The sequence below is a fragment of the Telluribacter humicola genome, from assembly GCF_017355935.1.
Classification (GTDB): domain Bacteria; phylum Bacteroidota; class Bacteroidia; order Cytophagales; family Spirosomataceae; genus Telluribacter; species Telluribacter humicola.
The window spans coordinates 1,991,967-2,008,885 of record NZ_JAFIQT010000001.1; the positions used below are offsets into that span (position 1 = coordinate 1,991,967).

At 48.7% G+C, this 16,919-nt stretch carries 15 protein-coding genes; 10 read left to right on the plus strand and 5 right to left on the minus strand.

The window, feature by feature from the left end:
* Positions 1-74: 74 nt before the first annotated feature.
* The gene (locus tag JUB14_RS08520; RefSeq protein ID WP_207505435.1) at positions 75-665 is read right to left on the minus strand and encodes a riboflavin synthase; all 591 of its coding nucleotides are present in this window, start codon (positions 663-665) and stop codon (positions 75-77) included.
* Between the two features lie 124 nt (positions 666-789).
* Here JUB14_RS08520 and JUB14_RS08525 point away from each other — a divergent pair, with 124 nt between their 5' ends.
* The 7 genes from JUB14_RS08525 (at position 790) to JUB14_RS08555 (ending at position 8,831) form a co-directional block, all read left to right on the plus strand.
* A complete protein-coding gene (locus tag JUB14_RS08525) occupies positions 790-1,446 on the plus strand; it encodes a DUF1684 domain-containing protein (RefSeq protein WP_207505436.1) in 657 nt (218 codons plus the stop codon).
* A gap of 67 nt (positions 1,447-1,513) precedes the next feature.
* The gene (gene pheT / locus JUB14_RS08530) at positions 1,514-3,928 is read left to right on the plus strand and encodes a phenylalanine--tRNA ligase subunit beta (RefSeq protein ID WP_207505437.1); all 2,415 of its coding nucleotides are present in this window, start codon (positions 1,514-1,516) and stop codon (positions 3,926-3,928) included.
* A 15-nt stretch (positions 3,929-3,943) separates the two neighbouring features.
* A complete protein-coding gene (locus JUB14_RS08535; protein ID WP_207505438.1) occupies positions 3,944-4,288 on the plus strand; it encodes a hypothetical protein in 345 nt (114 codons plus the stop codon).
* A complete protein-coding gene (locus JUB14_RS08540; RefSeq protein WP_207505439.1) occupies positions 4,285-4,596 on the plus strand; it encodes a cell division protein ZapA in 312 nt (103 codons plus the stop codon). Before JUB14_RS08535 ends, JUB14_RS08540 begins: the two co-directional genes overlap by 4 nt.
* A 98-nt stretch (positions 4,597-4,694) precedes the next feature.
* Entirely contained in the window at positions 4,695-6,260 is a 1,566-nt protein-coding gene (gene rny, locus JUB14_RS08545; protein ID WP_207505440.1) for a ribonuclease Y, read from the plus strand.
* Positions 6,261-6,411: 151 nt separating this feature from the next.
* Positions 6,412-7,218 carry an SDR family oxidoreductase gene (locus JUB14_RS08550; RefSeq protein WP_207505441.1) on the plus strand — a complete coding sequence of 269 codons (807 nt, stop codon included), beginning with the start codon at positions 6,412-6,414 and terminating at the stop codon, positions 7,216-7,218.
* Between the two features lie 68 nt (positions 7,219-7,286).
* Entirely contained in the window at positions 7,287-8,831 is a 1,545-nt protein-coding gene (locus tag JUB14_RS08555; RefSeq protein WP_207505442.1) for a magnesium chelatase ATPase subunit I, read from the plus strand.
* 73 nt (positions 8,832-8,904) lie between these two features.
* On the opposite strand, the gene JUB14_RS08560 is transcribed toward JUB14_RS08555, so the two are convergent.
* Together JUB14_RS08560 and recA are read right to left on the minus strand one after the other, a co-directional pair.
* Positions 8,905-10,020, minus strand: a complete 1,116-nt coding sequence (locus JUB14_RS08560; RefSeq protein WP_207505443.1) for a DUF3667 domain-containing protein — start codon at positions 10,018-10,020, stop codon at positions 8,905-8,907.
* Between the two features lie 99 nt (positions 10,021-10,119).
* Complete coding sequence (gene recA / locus JUB14_RS08565; RefSeq protein ID WP_207505444.1) at positions 10,120-11,184, minus strand: recombinase RecA; 1,065 nt, start codon at positions 11,182-11,184, stop codon at positions 10,120-10,122.
* Positions 11,185-11,704: 520 nt separating this feature from the next.
* On the opposite strand from recA, the gene JUB14_RS08570 reads away from it, so the two are divergent.
* From JUB14_RS08570 to JUB14_RS08580, 3 genes are all read left to right on the plus strand, one after another.
* On the plus strand, positions 11,705-12,451 hold the full coding sequence (locus tag JUB14_RS08570) for an acyl-CoA desaturase (RefSeq protein WP_207505445.1): 747 nt from the start codon (positions 11,705-11,707) through the stop codon (positions 12,449-12,451).
* A gap of 145 nt (positions 12,452-12,596) precedes the next feature.
* Positions 12,597-13,631: an aminopeptidase gene (locus JUB14_RS08575; RefSeq protein WP_207505446.1), complete on the plus strand. Its 1,035-nt coding sequence runs from the start codon at positions 12,597-12,599 to the stop codon at positions 13,629-13,631.
* Positions 13,632-13,648: 17 nt separating this feature from the next.
* Positions 13,649-14,437 (plus strand): DUF3108 domain-containing protein, encoded by a 789-nt coding sequence (locus tag JUB14_RS08580; protein ID WP_207505447.1) that lies wholly within the window; start codon positions 13,649-13,651, stop codon positions 14,435-14,437.
* Here JUB14_RS08580 and JUB14_RS08585 read toward each other — a convergent pair.
* Both JUB14_RS08585 and dnaA read right to left on the minus strand, forming a co-directional pair.
* Positions 14,424-15,407: a GNAT family N-acetyltransferase gene (locus tag JUB14_RS08585; RefSeq protein WP_207505448.1), complete on the minus strand. Its 984-nt coding sequence runs from the start codon at positions 15,405-15,407 to the stop codon at positions 14,424-14,426. The genes JUB14_RS08580 and JUB14_RS08585 overlap by 14 nt on opposite strands.
* Before the next feature lie 12 nt (positions 15,408-15,419).
* Positions 15,420-16,811 (minus strand): chromosomal replication initiator protein DnaA, encoded by a 1,392-nt coding sequence (gene dnaA, locus JUB14_RS08590; RefSeq protein WP_229367711.1) that lies wholly within the window; start codon positions 16,809-16,811, stop codon positions 15,420-15,422.
* Between the last annotated feature and the right edge of the window lie 108 nt (positions 16,812-16,919).

The window sequence follows — 16,919 nt, forward strand, 5'->3', positions numbered from 1 at the left end:
GGTCTGGTATGTACTGGGCATTTCGTTTCTAAACGGTAAAAATAGAAGGAATATTTCAGGCCGCCAACTGCAGGTTACCGCTGTAATCCCATAATTCGCTGAATGTACTTCCCGAGTATATCAAATTCCAGGTTAACGATGTCACCTTCCTGCAACTGGTGGAAGTTAGTATGCTCGTAGGTATAGGGGATAATAGTGACCCTGAATGAGTCAGGCTGCGAATTAAAGACCGTCAGGCTGACCCCATTGATGCAAATAGAGCCTTTCTCGACGGTAATATTCCCGAGGGCGGGATCGTAGCTGAAATCATACAACCAGCTGCCGTCAAGCTCCTGCACGCGGGTACATGTGGCGGTCTGGTCTACGTGGCCTTGCACGATGTGTCCGTCAAACCGGCCGTTGGCCGACATACAGCGCTCCAGATTAACTTTATGTCCCGGCTGCAGCCTGCCCAGATTGGTTTTTTTCAGGGTTTCGTCCACGGCTGTCACGTAGTAGGTATCCTCTTCAATGGCCGTTACGGTCAGGCATACCCCGTTGTGACTCAGGCTTTGATCTACTTTTAGTTCGGGAGCCAGTGCTGAACGAAACTTGAAGGTCAGGTTGGTACCTTCGGCTTCCATATCAACTACTTCTCCTACGGTTTCTATGATTCCGGTAAACATACGTCTGGTTTTGATGATTAAATACTTAGCGTTCGGTTTTTACACAGGTTACACGCATTTCTGCTTTTTTGCTTGCTACTGACACCTGAACATCGGATTTTTGCCAAAATAAACGCAATTTATCATGTTCAAAAATAAAATCATCCGGTGGAGTACCATAGTAATGGTAATGGCCATTCTGGCTTATTTCTTTATTGAGACGTTTAGCTCAGGCCCCGAGCGAAAAAGTTTTGATGCCATTGCCGCGGTTAGTCCCGAAGAGTACGCCACTCAGATCAATCAACAACGTGCCGAAAAAGACGAAACGTTCCGTACCTCGGCTGATTCACCCATAGAGCATAAGAATCATTTTAAGGCTCTCAGTTACTTTGCTCCTGACCTGGACTACCGCGTCAACGCCACCCTGACTCCCTACGATGGCGATGACAAGGAGTTAAAGATTACCTATACCGATGGTACTTCCGACACCTACGAGCGCTACGCCTGGGCCAACTTCAATATGGAAGGGTTGCAGCAGCGACTGCTCCTGCTCAAGCACGATGGTACTATTTCACTGTTGTTCAGAGATGGTACCACGGGTGACGAAACCTACGGCGGTGGACGCTACCTGGACTTTTCAATGGAGGATGTAAAGGGGGATTCGCTGCTGATTGATTTCAATCTGGCTTACAATCCTTACTGTGCGTATACTCCTTCCTATGCCTGTCCGCTACCTCCGGCGGAGAATACATTAAAGGTGCCAATCCGGGCAGGTGAAAAATATAATGCAGAAATACATTAAATTTGCGGATTGATACATTAGCAAAGAGACTACTTTTTGCTGCATTGACTAACTTGTAAGAACCTCCATGAAGATTTCATATAAATGGCTTAGGGACCTGATTGACATTCAGGAAAGTCCGGAAGAAATAGGCAAACTGCTGACTGCCACCGGACTGGAAGTTGAAGGAATCGAAGAAGTAGAAACAGTAAAAGGAGGTTTGCGGGGAGTTGTGATCGGAGAAGTACTCACCTGCGAAAAGCATCCCGATGCCGATCGCCTGAGCCTTACCACCGTTAATGTAGGACAAGCCGAGCCACTTTCTATCGTATGTGGTGCTCCTAACGTAGCCGCCGGTCAGAAAGTACTCGTTGCGACGGTAGGTACTACGCTTTACCCATCCGGTAGTGAGCAACCGCTGGTAATGAAAAAATCCAAGATCCGGGGTGCCGTATCCGAAGGGATGATCTGCGCCGAGGATGAACTGGGTATAGGTACTTCCCACGCGGGTATCCTGGTGCTGGACACTGACCTGCCCAATGGTACACCGGCTGCCGAGTACTTTAATATTGAGTCGGAGCACGTGATTGAGATTGGCCTCACGCCTAACCGGGCCGATGCCGCTTCGCACTACGGCGTAGCCCGTGACCTCAAAGCCGTACTGGGTCGCGACATAAAGCTGCCCCAGGTGGAAACCTTCCAGGAAGATAACCACAACCTGCCTATCGAAGTCATCGTAGAGAATACCGAGGCTTGTCCCCGGTACTGTGGCGTCACTATTACCGGATTGCAGGTAGGAGAGTCGCCCGAATGGCTGAAAGGACGCTTGGAGGCCATTGGTGTGCGCCCGATCAATAACGTGGTGGATGTGACCAACTACATCCTGCACGAGCTGGGACAGCCCCTGCACGCGTTTAATGCCGCACAGATTGCCGGTAATAAAGTAGTGGTAAAAACACTCCCTGCCGGTACTCCATTTACAAGCCTGGATGAGCAGGAGCGTAAGCTAGCCGACTACGACCTGATGATCTGTAATGCCAGCGAGCCTATGTGTATAGCCGGGGTATTTGGTGGTATCAGGTCAGGTGTGACGGAGAGTACTACCGCTATATTCCTGGAGTCGGCTTACTTCTCGCCGGCCTGGGTACGTCGTACTGCCCAGCACCACAGCCTCAAGACTGATGCCTCGTTCCGTTTTGAGCGGGGAACTGATCCTAACATGCCGTTGTACGCGCTCAAGCGGGCTGTATTGCTGCTGCAAGAGGTAGCAGGAGGCCAGGTTTCTTCGGAAATAGTAGATGTATACCCAGCACCTATCGCGGACTTCCGGGTACCTGTTAAGTACCGCAACGTCGACCGGCTGATCGGTAAGGTACTGGATCGTGGCCTTATTAAAACTACCCTGCAGAGCTTGGACATCCGGCTGGAAGAGGAGCACGAAGGAGGATTTACGGCCGTAGTGCCTCCGTACCGGGTCGATGTACAGCGTGAGGTGGATGTGATTGAAGAGATACTGAGGATTTACGGATTTGACAATGTAGAGCTGTCAGACCACCTCAGCTCGGACTACCTCTCGGATTTTCCGGTTAATGATCCGGACCGGCTGCGTCTGCGATTGGCGGAACTACTTGCTGCCAGCGGCTTCAACGAGATGATCAACAACTCGCTGACCAAGCCCGGCCCCCAGGGAGCCATAGGTGAAAGCCTGCTGGGTGAGAGCGTACCTGTACTCAACTACCTGAGTGAGGACCTGTCCGCGATGCGTCAGACCATGCTATTTACCGGACTGGAAACGCTGAGCTACAACATCAACCGCCGCCAGCGCGACCTTAAGCTATTTGAATTCGGCAAGACCTACCACAAGGTCAACGGCAAGTACGTTGAAAAAAACCACCTGGTGCTGTTCATGACGGGAAGTATACAGCCTGAGACCTGGTTTGAAAAGGCCCGCGAAGTACAATTCCATGACCTGGCTGGGGTAGTAGGGAAGGTACTAACGGCCATGCGTGCTAAGAACATAGAATCTGCTGAGGCCGATAAGGCCCTGTTCCAGCAGGGGATTACCTATACCATCAATCGTAAGCCTATAGTAACTCTGGGGCTGGTACGGCCGCAGCTGGCGAAGAAAGAAGATGTAAAAGTACCGGTACTGTACGCCGACTTTGACTGGGACTACCTGCTCCGTCAGTATAGCTCTGCAGTGGCTTATCAGGAAGTATCACGCTTCCCCGAAGTACGTCGTGACCTGTCGCTGGTACTGGACCGTTCGGTAAGTTTTGATCAGCTTAAGCAGCTGGCGTATAAGACTGAGCGACAGCTACTTCGTGATGTCAACGTGTTTGATGTGTACGAAGGTGAGAATCTGGGCGGTAAAAAAGCCTATGCGCTGAGCTTTATCCTGCAGGACTACCAGCAAACGCTTACTGATAAGGTAATCGATAAGACGATGCAGCGGCTGATGTCGTCATTTGAAAAAGAATTCGGTGCAGTTATCAGAAAGTAGGAAAGGAACAAAGGCATGGCTACTCAACCCACACGGAGTATTAACAGAAAACTGATTGATGTAGAGGAGAAGCTGAAGGTCCTTATTTCCACAAAGCAGCAGCTGATGTGGAAGCTAAATGAGCTACAGCGCGAGAACAAAGAGTTGAAGGAAGTCAATGCCGCTTTAACAGAAGAATTAAGAGAAGTTAAGAAAAAACACATTTCTTTACAGAAGGACTTTAATAAATCCAAAAATTTTGCTAAGATTGTCACTAATAAGCTGACACCAACAGGCGGTTTGTCCGAACTGAAAGAATCGGTTGAGCGATATATAGAAGAGATAGATAAGTGTATTGAATTGCTTGAAGAGACCCTATGAAAGGTAGTATAAAGCCAAATCCGGATACGGCGGTTTTTATCAGACTGCTTGACAGAGGGTTCAACCTAAGTGTACCTGCCGACCAGGAGAAGTACTACCGGGATGGCTACGAGGTATTCATGCATCGAGTAGAGGAACATAAAACAAAAGGGAAAGGATACGACGATATTGAGGCAATAGCTCTAACTTCAATAGAATGTATGGTTGCGTTACAGCGCAGCCAGGATCGGCTCGAGAGCCTGATCGCCGCTTTGGAGGAGAAAGTGGATGATCTGGATTCTGCCTTAACCAAAGCCCTCGAAAAATAAATCTATCTATACTAGTGTCCACATCTTGATGAATAGTTCGGTATAGAGATCGCCTGTCAATCAGCGGGACCAACCCTAGTTGTAAACAGGAATATACTATGTCAGAGTTTTTAATCATGTTTTTATCCGATGTCATCGCGCTGGCAGTCGGAATATTCGTAGGAAAAATCATTTTCCAGCGATCATCAGAAAAAAAGGAGCAGGAAGCTCAGCAACGCGCCAGTGAGATTATAAAGAATGCTGAGATAACCGCCGAAAATATCAAGAAAGACCGTATCCTTGAAGCCAAGGAAAAGTACCTGAAACTCAAATCAGAGTTTGAAGAGGAAGCCAACAAGAAGCGCAACATCCTTCAGACTAACGAGCAGAAACTCAAGCAGCGCGAACAGCAGATCGCCCAGACCATTGAGCAGAACAAGCGTCGGGAGAATGAACTCGAATCGCTGAAAAACAACCTGAATCAGCAGGTAGACCTGGCCACAAAGCGCCGCGAAGAAGCCGACAAGCTACTCCACCAGCAGGTAACCCAGCTCGAAAAAATTGCTAACCTGACGGCTGAGCAGGCCCGTGAGCAACTCATTGATGCCCTGAAGGCCGAAGCTGACTCTAAAGCTGGCTCCTACGTCAAGAGTGTGATGGAGGAAGCCCGCCTGACGGCTACCAAAGAGGCTAAGAAGATTGTAATTGAGACCATTCAGCGTACTGCTGCTGAACATGCCATTGAAAACTGTGTATCGGTATTCAACATTGAGAATGACGATATCAAGGGTAAGATCATCGGTCGCGAAGGTCGTAACATCCGTGCGCTGGAAGCTGCTACCGGCGTAGAGATTATTGTTGACGATACTCCCGAAGCTATTGTAATATCAGGCTTTGATCCGGTTCGCCGCGAGATCGCCCGTCTGTCACTCCATCGTCTGGTACAGGATGGCCGTATTCACCCGGCCCGTATCGAAGAGGTAGTAGGCAAAACCCGCAAAAATATCGAAGACGAAATTGTCGAAATCGGTGAGCGTACGGTGATTGACCTGGGTATCCATGGTCTGCACCCCGAACTGGTCAAGATGATCGGACGGATGCGTTTCCGCTCGTCGTACGGCCAGAACCTGCTGCAGCACTCCCGCGAGGTAGCTAAACTGTGTGCAACTATGGCCTCTGAGCTGGGTCTGAACGCCAAGCTGGCCAAGCGTGCCGGTCTGCTCCACGATATTGGTAAAGTATGGCCGGAAGAATCAGAAATGCCGCACGCCATCCTGGGTATGGAGCTTGCCAAGAAGTACAAAGAGCATCCGGAAGTATGTAACGCCATCGGTGCTCACCACGACGAGATCGAGATGACCAGCATTATTTCACCCATTATCCAGGTGTGTGATGCTATCTCAGGTTCACGTCCGGGAGCGCGCCGCGAAATGATGGAGTCGTACATCCAGCGTCTGCGTGACCTCGAAAATATGGCCATGTCGTTTGATGGAGTAGAAAAATGCTACGCAATTCAGGCCGGTCGTGAGCTTCGTGTCATTATCGATGCCGAAAATGTATCTGATGAAAAAGCAAGCATGCTTTCATTCGATATCTCACAGAAGATCGAGAAAGAAATGCAGTACCCTGGTCAGATCAAGATTACGGTGATTCGCGAAATGCGCTCCGTAGCCTACGCACGCTAGTCTGTTGGTGCCTATATACCAAATCACGCAAAAAGGCCTGCCACCGCAGGCCTTTTTGCGTATACAGGCGGCTATGTTCGAAAACAAACCTCATTGCTTTTGACCTTGTACGTGTACCTGTTACTTTAGCGGCCTGATCTAAATGTAACTAATGTCTCCTCAATCAAAGGTTGTTCTTATCACCGGAGCTTCATCCGGAATTGGCCGTAGTACGGCTGAATATTTAACCGGTAAAGGCTATCGGGTATTTGGCGGAAGCCGGAGCCAGCCCGACGGTGCTCTCTTTGAGTGGGTCCGGATGGATGTCACGGACGAAGCCTCCGTACAGGCAGCGCTGGCCGAAGTATGGCAGCGGGGCGGTGGCCTGGATGTGGTCATCAACAATGCCGGTCTGGGTATTGTAGGCCCCCTGGAAGAAACCTCTGATGAGTTGATCCAGAAAGTATTTCAGACTAATGTTTTCGGGCTGCTACGCGTATGCCGGGCTAGCCTGCCATACCTGCGCCGGCAGAGGGGAGGAGTAATTATTAATGTCAGCTCTATAGCCGGAGCTATGGGCTTACCTTTTCGGGGTATTTACAGTGCCAGTAAGTCGGCCGTAGAGGTACTGACGGAGTCGCTTAGTATGGAGGTAAAGGATCAGAACATCCGGGTATGCAGCGTGCTACCCGGCGATATAGCAACGAGCATCAATCAGAACCGACTAGTGGCTACTCTACCATCAGAGTCAGTCTACAAAGCCGCCTTTGACCGCATTCACCAGCAGATCAACCACGAAGTTAGCAGTGCAGCCGACCCCATCATTATTGCCAAAGCTATTGCCGAAATCATAGAAGACAAGCAGCCTGATCTTCACTATAAGGTGGGGCCGTTTATGCAGAAAGTATCGGTGGGGCTGAAGGCTGTTTTACCGCAACGGGTGTTCGAGCGAATATTGCTTCGCTTTTATGGAATGTAGATCAAAACCATTTCTGAGGCTGGATTGTTAGTGATTGGTACACTACTTTTTTGATCCAATCTTCCCTCATGAACTACACTGACCTTAGTACCAACCAACTCCTGCAGATCAAGACATTAGGCGAGTTGAAAGCGATGGGCTACCGTTCCCGTACCATCAAGCAGGAGTTGCGTGATAACCTTATCAAAAAATTACAGAAAAAAGAAGAGGTGTTCCCTGGCATCTGGGGATACGAAGATACCGTGCTTCCCGATGTAGAACGGGCCATCCTCTCCATGCATAATATCAACCTGCTGGGACTCCGTGGACAGGCCAAAACCCGTATAGCCCGTATGATGGTAAACCTGCTAGATGAGTATGTGCCTACGGTAGCCGGTACCGACCTGAACGATGACCCCCTACAACCACTTTCGCGCAATGCCAGGGATATTATAGCCGAGCAGGGCGATAATACTCCCATTGGCTGGCTACACCGGGAAGATCGCTATTCTGAAAAACTTGCTACACCTGATGTGTCCGTCGCTGACCTGATTGGCGACGTAGATCCTATTAAGGCCGCTACCCTTAAGTTGCCTTACTCCGATGAGCGGGTTATTCACTTTGGCCTTATTCCGCGCTCACACCGGGGCATATTTGTTATCAATGAGCTTCCTGACTTACAGGCTCGTATTCAGGTAGCCTTATTCAATATCCTGCAGGAGGGAGATATACAAATTCGGGGCTTTAAGCTCCGGTTGCCCCTGGACATACAGTTTGTATTTACCGCTAATCCCGAAGACTATACCAACAGGGGAAGTATCGTGACGCCTCTGAAAGACCGGATCGACAGCCAGATCGTGACGCACTATCCGAAGAGCATCGAAGTAGGTAAGAAAATCACGCAACAGGAAGCCGTCATCAAGACCGAGCAGAAAGGCATGGTCAGGACCAATGAGCTAGTCAAGGACCTCATTGAGCAAATAGCTATGGAGGCCCGCGAAAGCGAATATGTAGATAGTAAAAGTGGAGTATCAGCCCGTATGACTATTTCGGCCTATGAGAGCCTGATCAGCGCCGCCGAAAGGCGTTGCCTGCTTAACGGGGAGAAGTCTACTTACATCCGGATTTCAGACCTATATGGCGTAGTACCGGCCATCTGTGGTAAAGTAGAGCTGGTGTACGAAGGAGAGGTAGAGGGGCCCGTTATTGTAGCTCAGAACCTGATCGGCAAAGCAATCCGTACACAATTCCTGAATTTCTTCCCTAATCCTGAAAAAGCCAAGAAGAACAAGCGGAATCCATTTGGTAAAGTAATTGAGTGGTTTGGTGCCGGTCACGAAATGGACCTGATGAGCGATATGACCGACCGTGAATACCAGGCTCGCCTGGGTACCATTGAAGGCCTGGATGACTTTGTAGATGAATATACTTCCCGACTAAGCAAAGAAGAGAAGCTATTTATGATGGAGTTTGCCCTGCATGGTATGGCTGAGTACTCACTGATCGGTAAGCAGGCGCTGGATCGGGGAACGCACTTCAAGGATCTGGTTAGCAGTATGTTCTCCGGCCCCGGTCGCGATGACGATGATGACTACGGCGACTTTGACGACGATGATAACGACGACCGGTACTAATCAGTAGCCTTGTAGCAATAGATATTTGGGCCACCTGAGCACTTGTGCTCAGGTGGCTTTTTCTTGAGGTATATCAGAAGTACAGGAAGCTGTAAAATAGAACCCCTGCCAGGCAAAGCAGTGCAACTAGTCCGTAGGCAGAAGTGAGAAGGAAGTACTTCGCTAAGGTTTTCGTTCTGGATTGTCCGTATACACGTCGCATGGATTTGTACAGGTAGAAAAACAGCAGGAGTGTCGTCAGTACCAGAAAGTAGTCTTTGCCAACCAGAGAGTCGAGCAGGATAGCTATGGTGTAGGCTATGAAAACGATGGTGTGAAAATGTACGGAGAAGATCAGGTGTTCGTAGTAGTAGTGCTTTTTGCGATACAGGGCAAGCAGCAGTAAAGCTACCACGGGCATAAGGATAAACATCACGACCGAGAGGCTCTTAAGTACCTTCCGTACAAATTCCTTAACGTTAAACTGAAAGGCATACTTCGGTGACTGTTTCAGCAGCCGGCGGTAGAGGAAGTTGTCTGAGGAGCCATGTGCTTTGAGGTAAGCTCCCAATTCTTCATCAGTCATAGTACTGAATTTCTGCACATCCTTTGGTGTCTGGAGGGTGCTGTCTCCTGTAATATCTACCAGCAGATTTCCCGACTCATCACCGGATGTACTGTCCAGTTGAGCAATCATAGCGCTGAGTTTCTGCCGCTGTGTACTATCCGCTGTCGGAGCAAAGGTACTAAGCAGGGAGTCCTGCTGGGCTTCAGTCATGTACTGATAAGCCAGTATATCATTACGGTTAACATTGTAAGTTGTACTGTCTACTCGTACATCCACGGAGCGGAAGTCGATGGTCTTGCCTTCCTGAATGCTGCGGTCAAAGACCGTATTCAGTAGCAGAAAGAACACAAAGCTGACGAATACATACATACGAGCGGGCGGTACGTAGCGCGCCCTCTTTCCATCCAGGAAGTCCTTGGTGATTTTGCCGGGCCTGGTAAATATAGCTTTGCTGGTTTCCCAGAGCTTGGTATCAAAGTGGGTGATGCTCTCTACAAACTCATAGAGCAGGTGGCCCAGTGGGATTTTCAGATCATGATTCTCCTGGCCGCAGTTGGGGCAGTAGTTATCCTCTGGATGGAGTAGATGATTGCAATTCGGGCAGACGGAATGCTTGCGCCGATGTTTGTGCGTTGCGAACATGAGGAGGTACTGGACAAGGAGTAGGTTACAGGATACAAAAAAAAGGAGAAACCCGGAAGTTTCCCCTTTTTTAGCTCTGAAATTTCAGATTGGAAAATATTATTCCGGTGCCCCGTCATCTACCAGGTTAGGCTCGGAAGTATCAACAAGTGCTTCTGTATCATTATTTACCTTAGCACGGAGCTTTTTCTCAAGCTCTTCCATCAGCTCAGGATTATCTTTGATCAACTGCTTCACTGCATCACGACCCTGACCGAGACGATTGCCTTCGTAGCTGAACCATGAGCCAGACTTTTTGATGATGTCAAGTTCTACGGCCAGGTCAATCACTTCACCAGCCTTAGAGATACCTTCCCCGTACATGATGTCGAACTCAATTACCTTGAATGGAGGTGCGAGTTTATTCTTCACTACCTTCACACGGGTGCGGTTACCCAGGATGTTATCGGCACTTTCTTTGATCTGACCCACACGACGGATATCCAGACGAACCGAAGCATAGTACTTAAGAGCGTTACCACCCGTGGTAGTCTCAGGGTTACCAAACATCACACCGATCTTCTCACGAAGCTGGTTGATGAAGATACAGCAGCAGCCGGTTTTGTTGATGACACCGGTAAGCTTACGCAGCGCCTGTGACATCAGACGTGCCTGGAGACCCATCTTGCTATCACCCATTTCGCCTTCCAATTCAGCGCGGGGTACGAGGGCCGCTACGGAGTCAATCACGATAATATCAATGGCACCGCTGCTAATCAGGTGCTCAGCGATTTCCAGTGCCTGCTCACCACTGTCAGGCTGTGAAATGAGGAGGTTTTTTGTATCTATACCTAGTTTCTCGGCGTAGGAGCGATCAAAGGCATGCTCAGCATCCACGATAGCGGCCAGGCCACCATTCTTCTGGGCTTCGGCGATGCAGTGCATAGCCAGGGTAGTTTTACCTGATGATTCGGGACCGTATACTTCAACGATACGGCCACGGGGTACTCCGCCGATTCCCAGCGCTAGGTCCAGTCCTAATGAACCGGTGGAAATAACGGGAATATCCAGCACCTTACTGTCGCTGAGGCGCATGACGGTGCCTTTACCGAAGGTTTTGTCTAATTTTTCGAGCGTAGTTTGCAAGGCTTTTAGCTTGCTGTCCTTATCTACGGATTGTGCCATAAAGGATGTGTGAAAGATTTGTTTGTTGCATAAAAAAAGCGGCTACGGGTACTTCCAGAACCGCCTGTTACTCTTACTTTTTCTGATGTAAATTTACATTTTTTCGCTGAGAAAACCAATGCTTTTGCCGCTACTTCCCGCACATTTTTAACCCTTTTTTTACCAGCAATTTATAAGCGTTTGCCAGCCCCTTCTATTGCACTATATAAAGGCTATAATTTTTGTGTAAATGACTGTATTACAACAGGTAGTGATTGGGTAAGTGTGTCAGGGATAAGTTGTGTTTTTAACCCGTATCCCGTCCTTCTGTATAGCTGTTTATGCTACTCTTGCGAGTTGCCAGACCAAGTCCGGCAATACCGGCAAAACCAGGGTCTCAGGAGGCTGTGTCTGCCCTTATGTACTACCCCAAAAAACCGAAAAAAGTTGCAGAGAACTGACATTCCTCATCTTTTGCCGAAAGGGGTACCATTACATTTGTCCTGTACTTTTTTAAATTATCTTTTTGTAAGAACCTCCTATGGAAATACTGATCTTCTTCATTGCCCACTGGTACCTTTCTCTTCTCATGCAAACCTTCTTTCTGCACCGCTACGCCGCTCATAAGATATTTACGATGAGCCCGGGCTGGGAGAAGTTTTTCTATACGCTGACTTGGATTTTCCAGGGATCGTCCTTTTTAAGTCCCTATGCTTATGGAGTCATGCACCGGCTGCACCATGCCCACGCCGATACCGAAGATGATCCGCACTCGCCCGAGTTCTCCAAAAATATTTTTGACATGATGTTGAAGACTAAAAACTACTACAACAACATCGTACACCGTCGTGACAACATTGCTGCCAAGTTCAAGAAGGGAGTACCTCACTGGGCATTTATGGAACGTATAGGTGACTCCTGGCTGTCCCGGATCGGCTGGGGTGTAGTCTATGCACTGTTTTATATTCAGTTTGCTACCGAGTGGTGGATGTTCCTGCTGCTGCCCATCCACTTCCTGATGGGGCCCGTACACGGTGTTATTATCAACTGGTACGCTCACCGCTACGGTTATGTCAACTTTAAGGTGAATGATACCGCCAAAAACCTGCTACCCTTCGACTTCCTGATGATGGGCGAGTCGTACCACAACAACCACCACAAGTACGGCGGACGTGCTAATTTTGGCTTTAAGTGGCATGAGTTTGATCCGACGTACCCGTTTATCCTGCTCCTGAATGCCTTAAAGATCATCAAGTTAAAACCTAACAACGACCTGAACTACATGTAGCAGGGAGATGGGTGCAATCACATTTGAGCGGGTTTCGTTACTACTATGAGGCCAGGCAAAAGGTCCGGATTTTGAACCGGACCTTCTTTTTTTGGTTGTTAAGCTAGTATTTACAAATTTTGGGAAACACTCTCTCTATTCCTTCATGTTCAAAAAAATACTTCTGGCCCTTGTACTGATACTTCTAGCCCTTGGAATCTACTACCGTGATCTGGTCAGCTACGGCTGGATGCAGGCCAAAGGACAGCTCAGTATACTGGCCAATGTACGGGATGTGTCGGAAGTACTTAGCGACCCTTCCTTTCCGGATTCACTAAAAGCCCGCATACGATTGATCGAGGAGATCAAACAGTTTGGGGTGGATTCCCTGGGCCTCAATCCTTCCGAAAATTACACTACCTTTTATGACCAGGGCGGAAAGCCCATCCTGTGGGTACTGACGGCTTCGGACCGGTACAAGCTCAACGCCCGGGAGTGGAGCTTTCCAATCATTGGGAGTTTTGCCTATAAAGGCTACTTTGACTCTACCCGCGCCGCCCGTGAAGAAGCTGAAATGATCAGGGAAGGTTTGGATACTGATATAGGAGAAGTATCAGCCTGGTCGACGCTGGGATATCTCAAAGATCCGATTCTTTCCAGTATGCTTAACCGGACAGAGGGGAGCCTGGCCAGCCTGATCCTGCACGAACTAACACATGGTACTTTGTTTGTAAAGAATAATCTTGAGCTGAATGAAAACCTGGCCTCCTTCGTGGGAGACGTGGGAGCGGTGCGCTTCCTGAACCAGAAGTACGGACCAGATTCGCCGCAGCTTAAAAGGTACCAGTACTCCAAGCGGTACAATGATGCCTACTCACAGCACATACTCAGAGGAGCTAAGCGACTGGATAGTCTCTACGCGACTTTCCCTAACCAGCAACCTACTGCGCAGAAGGATACGCTCAAGTTTCGGCTGATAAGAGACATCGTATTTGACCTGGATACACTACTTGGTGGACCCCGTTCGTTGTCTAGAAAAAGGCGTTGGGATGAAACTAAACTTCCTAACAACGCGTATTTTATTGGGTTCCAGACGTATAAGTCCCAACAGAATACCTTCCAGGAGGAGTTTGAGAAGCGATTTGGTGGAGATTTTAAAAGGTATTTGGCTTATCTGAAAGAGAAGTACCCGTCGTTGTGAACAACTGAAATTGAGCCATGAATAAGCTGAAAATTATTGTACTACTTACCATAGTTTCCTTAGCCACCGTAGCTTTTGCCCCTTTTAATGGACATAAAGCCGTTCAGAATGAAAGCTTTATAAAAGGCGAAAGGATTGACTACCGTGTCCACTACGGCTTTATTAATGCAGCCGAGGCAAAAGTAGAGGTAGCCCGCTCTGTGGTCTCAGTGAACAACCGCCCCTGCTACCGCGTCAACGTAACCGGCAAGACCGTCGGTGCCTTCGATATGATTACGCGGGTGCGTGACCAGTGGCGTTCTTATATTGATACGTCGGCCATCCTGCCCCATATGTTCTACCGTAACATTCAGGAAAATAACTACCGCAAGGAAGAAACGGTGGTTTTTAATCATAATAGTAATACGGCATTCGACAAAGACCAGCAAAAATCGTACAAAGTACCCAACAATATCCACGATATCATCAGTGGCTACTTCTTCCTGCGTACGCTGGATTTTAGCCGGATAGGCGTGGGTGAAGTAGTGGAGGTACCTACCTTTTTTGATGGAGAGGTATATAAACTTCGGATACGGTACGGGGGAAAAAGTGAGGTAAAGACGAAGTTTGGTAAAATAAAGGTTTTAAAACTGGTTCCCTTTATACCGGATAACAAGCTGTTCAAGGGCGAGAACCCCATGACTCTTTGGGTATCTGATGATGACAATAAAATACCCGTTAAGGCAGAAGTCGAACTGGTAATCGGTTCGCTGGATATGGACATTAAGAGCTATAAGGGCCTGAAAATGGAGCCTAACTGGATGTAGTAGCTCGCCTGATACGCCATTCCTGGATCTCCTGCAGCGGAAAAGGCAGCCTGTTTTTCCTGATGCTGTAGAATTCCTTTTCATCCGCGCCAAAGCTCCGGTAGTAGTCAGCGATTCCAGGTACGTATGGACTTTCAAAATCAAATACCCTTTCCCGGTCTGCATTGTCCCGCAGGTACTGATCCAGCAGGTACGTGCGGGCATTTTGTTTTCTTCCCGTTGGGTCTGCTGCATTGAACAGGTAGATGACTTTATTCCCTTCTTCGACCAGCATCACTCCCGCATGCGTCTCACTCTCTGATCCGGCATAAAGTACCTTTGCCAACCCTCTCTCTTGAAGCTCCGTGTACAGGGATTTTAACAGTTCGTAGGCCTTTTCACTGACGCCTCCCTGTATGCGCTGCGCGTGGTAGTTGCGGAAAAGATTTATCAAAGGTACTATATCTTTCTGCTCAGTTATCTTCCAGTTTACTTTATTGGCGCGCTTCAGATTCTTTTTCCGGTCCTGACTGTAATTATCTTTAATAGCAGAGTAGGGCTGATTAAGCGATAGCCAGTGCGTATGAAGCGGCTGGGGGTGGAAGTTGGGATAGGCAGAGAGTAATTCAGGAAGCAGAGGTGTGTTGTCAGGATGGAATGAGTAGCTGCTGATGTAGCGGAAGTGCCGGTCAAGTGCCCGCAAAAAAGAGTCAGTAACATCCTTGGAAAGAGGAGAGGCTGAAAACAGTCCCAGGTACTGACAGAAGAACGGCTGCTGGATAACTAACATGCCCCACTTTTTCCGGATGGGTAGGGGCATTACTATCTGATAGTCTCCCTCCTGAGGCCACACCAGCGCCGACCAGCCGGGTGACACTACATCAAGGTACCAGCTGTACCCGTACACGACCTGTTGCTGGGACTGCGCTATAAGCTGATCCCAGCGTTGTGTATCAATTTGTGAGCGGCAAAGTAGTAGGGGAGTAGTCACCGGCCGGGGTTTCTACTTGAAGTAGCTGCGTAGTTTCTGAACGGTTTCCTCCACGTCAGAGTCGTTGCCCATGAGCTCGTGGATACTCTGGATGGAGTGAATAACCGTACTATGGTCACGACCGCCAAAATGGTAGCCGATGGATTTGAGAGGTAGATCGGTATACTCTTTGGCCAGGAACATCGCCAGCTGACGGGGGTACACGTTTTCTTTTTTGCGGCTCTTGCTCTTAAGGTCAGCGATACTGATCTCGAAGTAGTCGGCTACGATCTCCTGGATGGTATCGATGGTCACTTCCTTCTCCTCGTCCATCACGATATTCCGGAGCGTATTCTTAGCCAGCTCTACGTCTATTTCGCGGCGGGTAAGCGAGGCCTGCGCCATCAGGGATATAATCACTCCTTCCAACTCACGTACGTTGGAGTTAACACTATGCGCTACGTACTCGATTACATCATAATCAATATTTATTCCTTCAGACTGAAGCTTCTTCTGGATAATGGCGATACGCGTTTCGAAGTCAGGTGTCTGCAGATCGGCAGTAAGTCCCCACTTAAACCGTGACAAGAGGCGGTCCTGTAGGCCCTGCAGCTCGCGCGGCGGACGGTCACTGGTCATGACGATCTGCTTGCCCAGCTGGTGCAGGTGGTTAAATATATGGAAGAAGGTATCTTGTGTCTTTTCTTTGCCTGACAGGAACTGCACGTCGTCAATCACCAGCACATCTACCTTCATGTAGAAGTCCGTGAACTCCTGCAGGGTATTGTTCCTGATGGAGTTGATAAACTGGTTCGTAAACTTCTCCGACGAAACATACAGTACCAGCTTATCGTTGAAATGATTCCGGATGTAGTTACCGATGGCCTGTACCAGGTGCGTCTTACCCAGTCCTACACCTCCATATACCATAAGGGGGTTAAAAGAAGTAAGGCCAGGTCGCTGGGCTACCGCGAAGCCCGCTGAGCGAGCCAGACGATTACAGTCTCCTTCTATAAAGTTATCGAAGGAGTAGTTGCCATTGAGGTAGGTGTCTAGCTGGAGCGAATCCTGATCTTTAACCTGGTTGTTGGCATTACGCAGATCGGTACCGAAGTTATCCGGACGGGCAGTTTGGGGTGTCTTGGCCGTCGGGACGTTCATCGTCAGCGGCTGGTGCTTTTCGTTACCGGTATCAACGATGATGGAGTACTCAAGCATACCATCCCGACCGATGGAGTAGTCCAGTGCTTTGCGGAGCAGGTGAACGTAGTTATCTTCCAGCCATTCGTAAAAAAATTGACTGGGTACCTGGATCGTAAGTACTTTGCCATGGAGACGTAGGGGGCGGATAGGCTCAAACCAGGTCTTATAGCTCTGGTCCGGGATATTCTCCTGAATAACCCGTAGGCACTTATCCCATACCATGTCTACATCTCTATGTGAGGTAACTTTTTCCAAAGTAAAGCTTACGTAATCAGGTGTCATATTTTTTCGGGAGGGCAAAGATAAAAAAATAGATACAGCTGGAAGTAT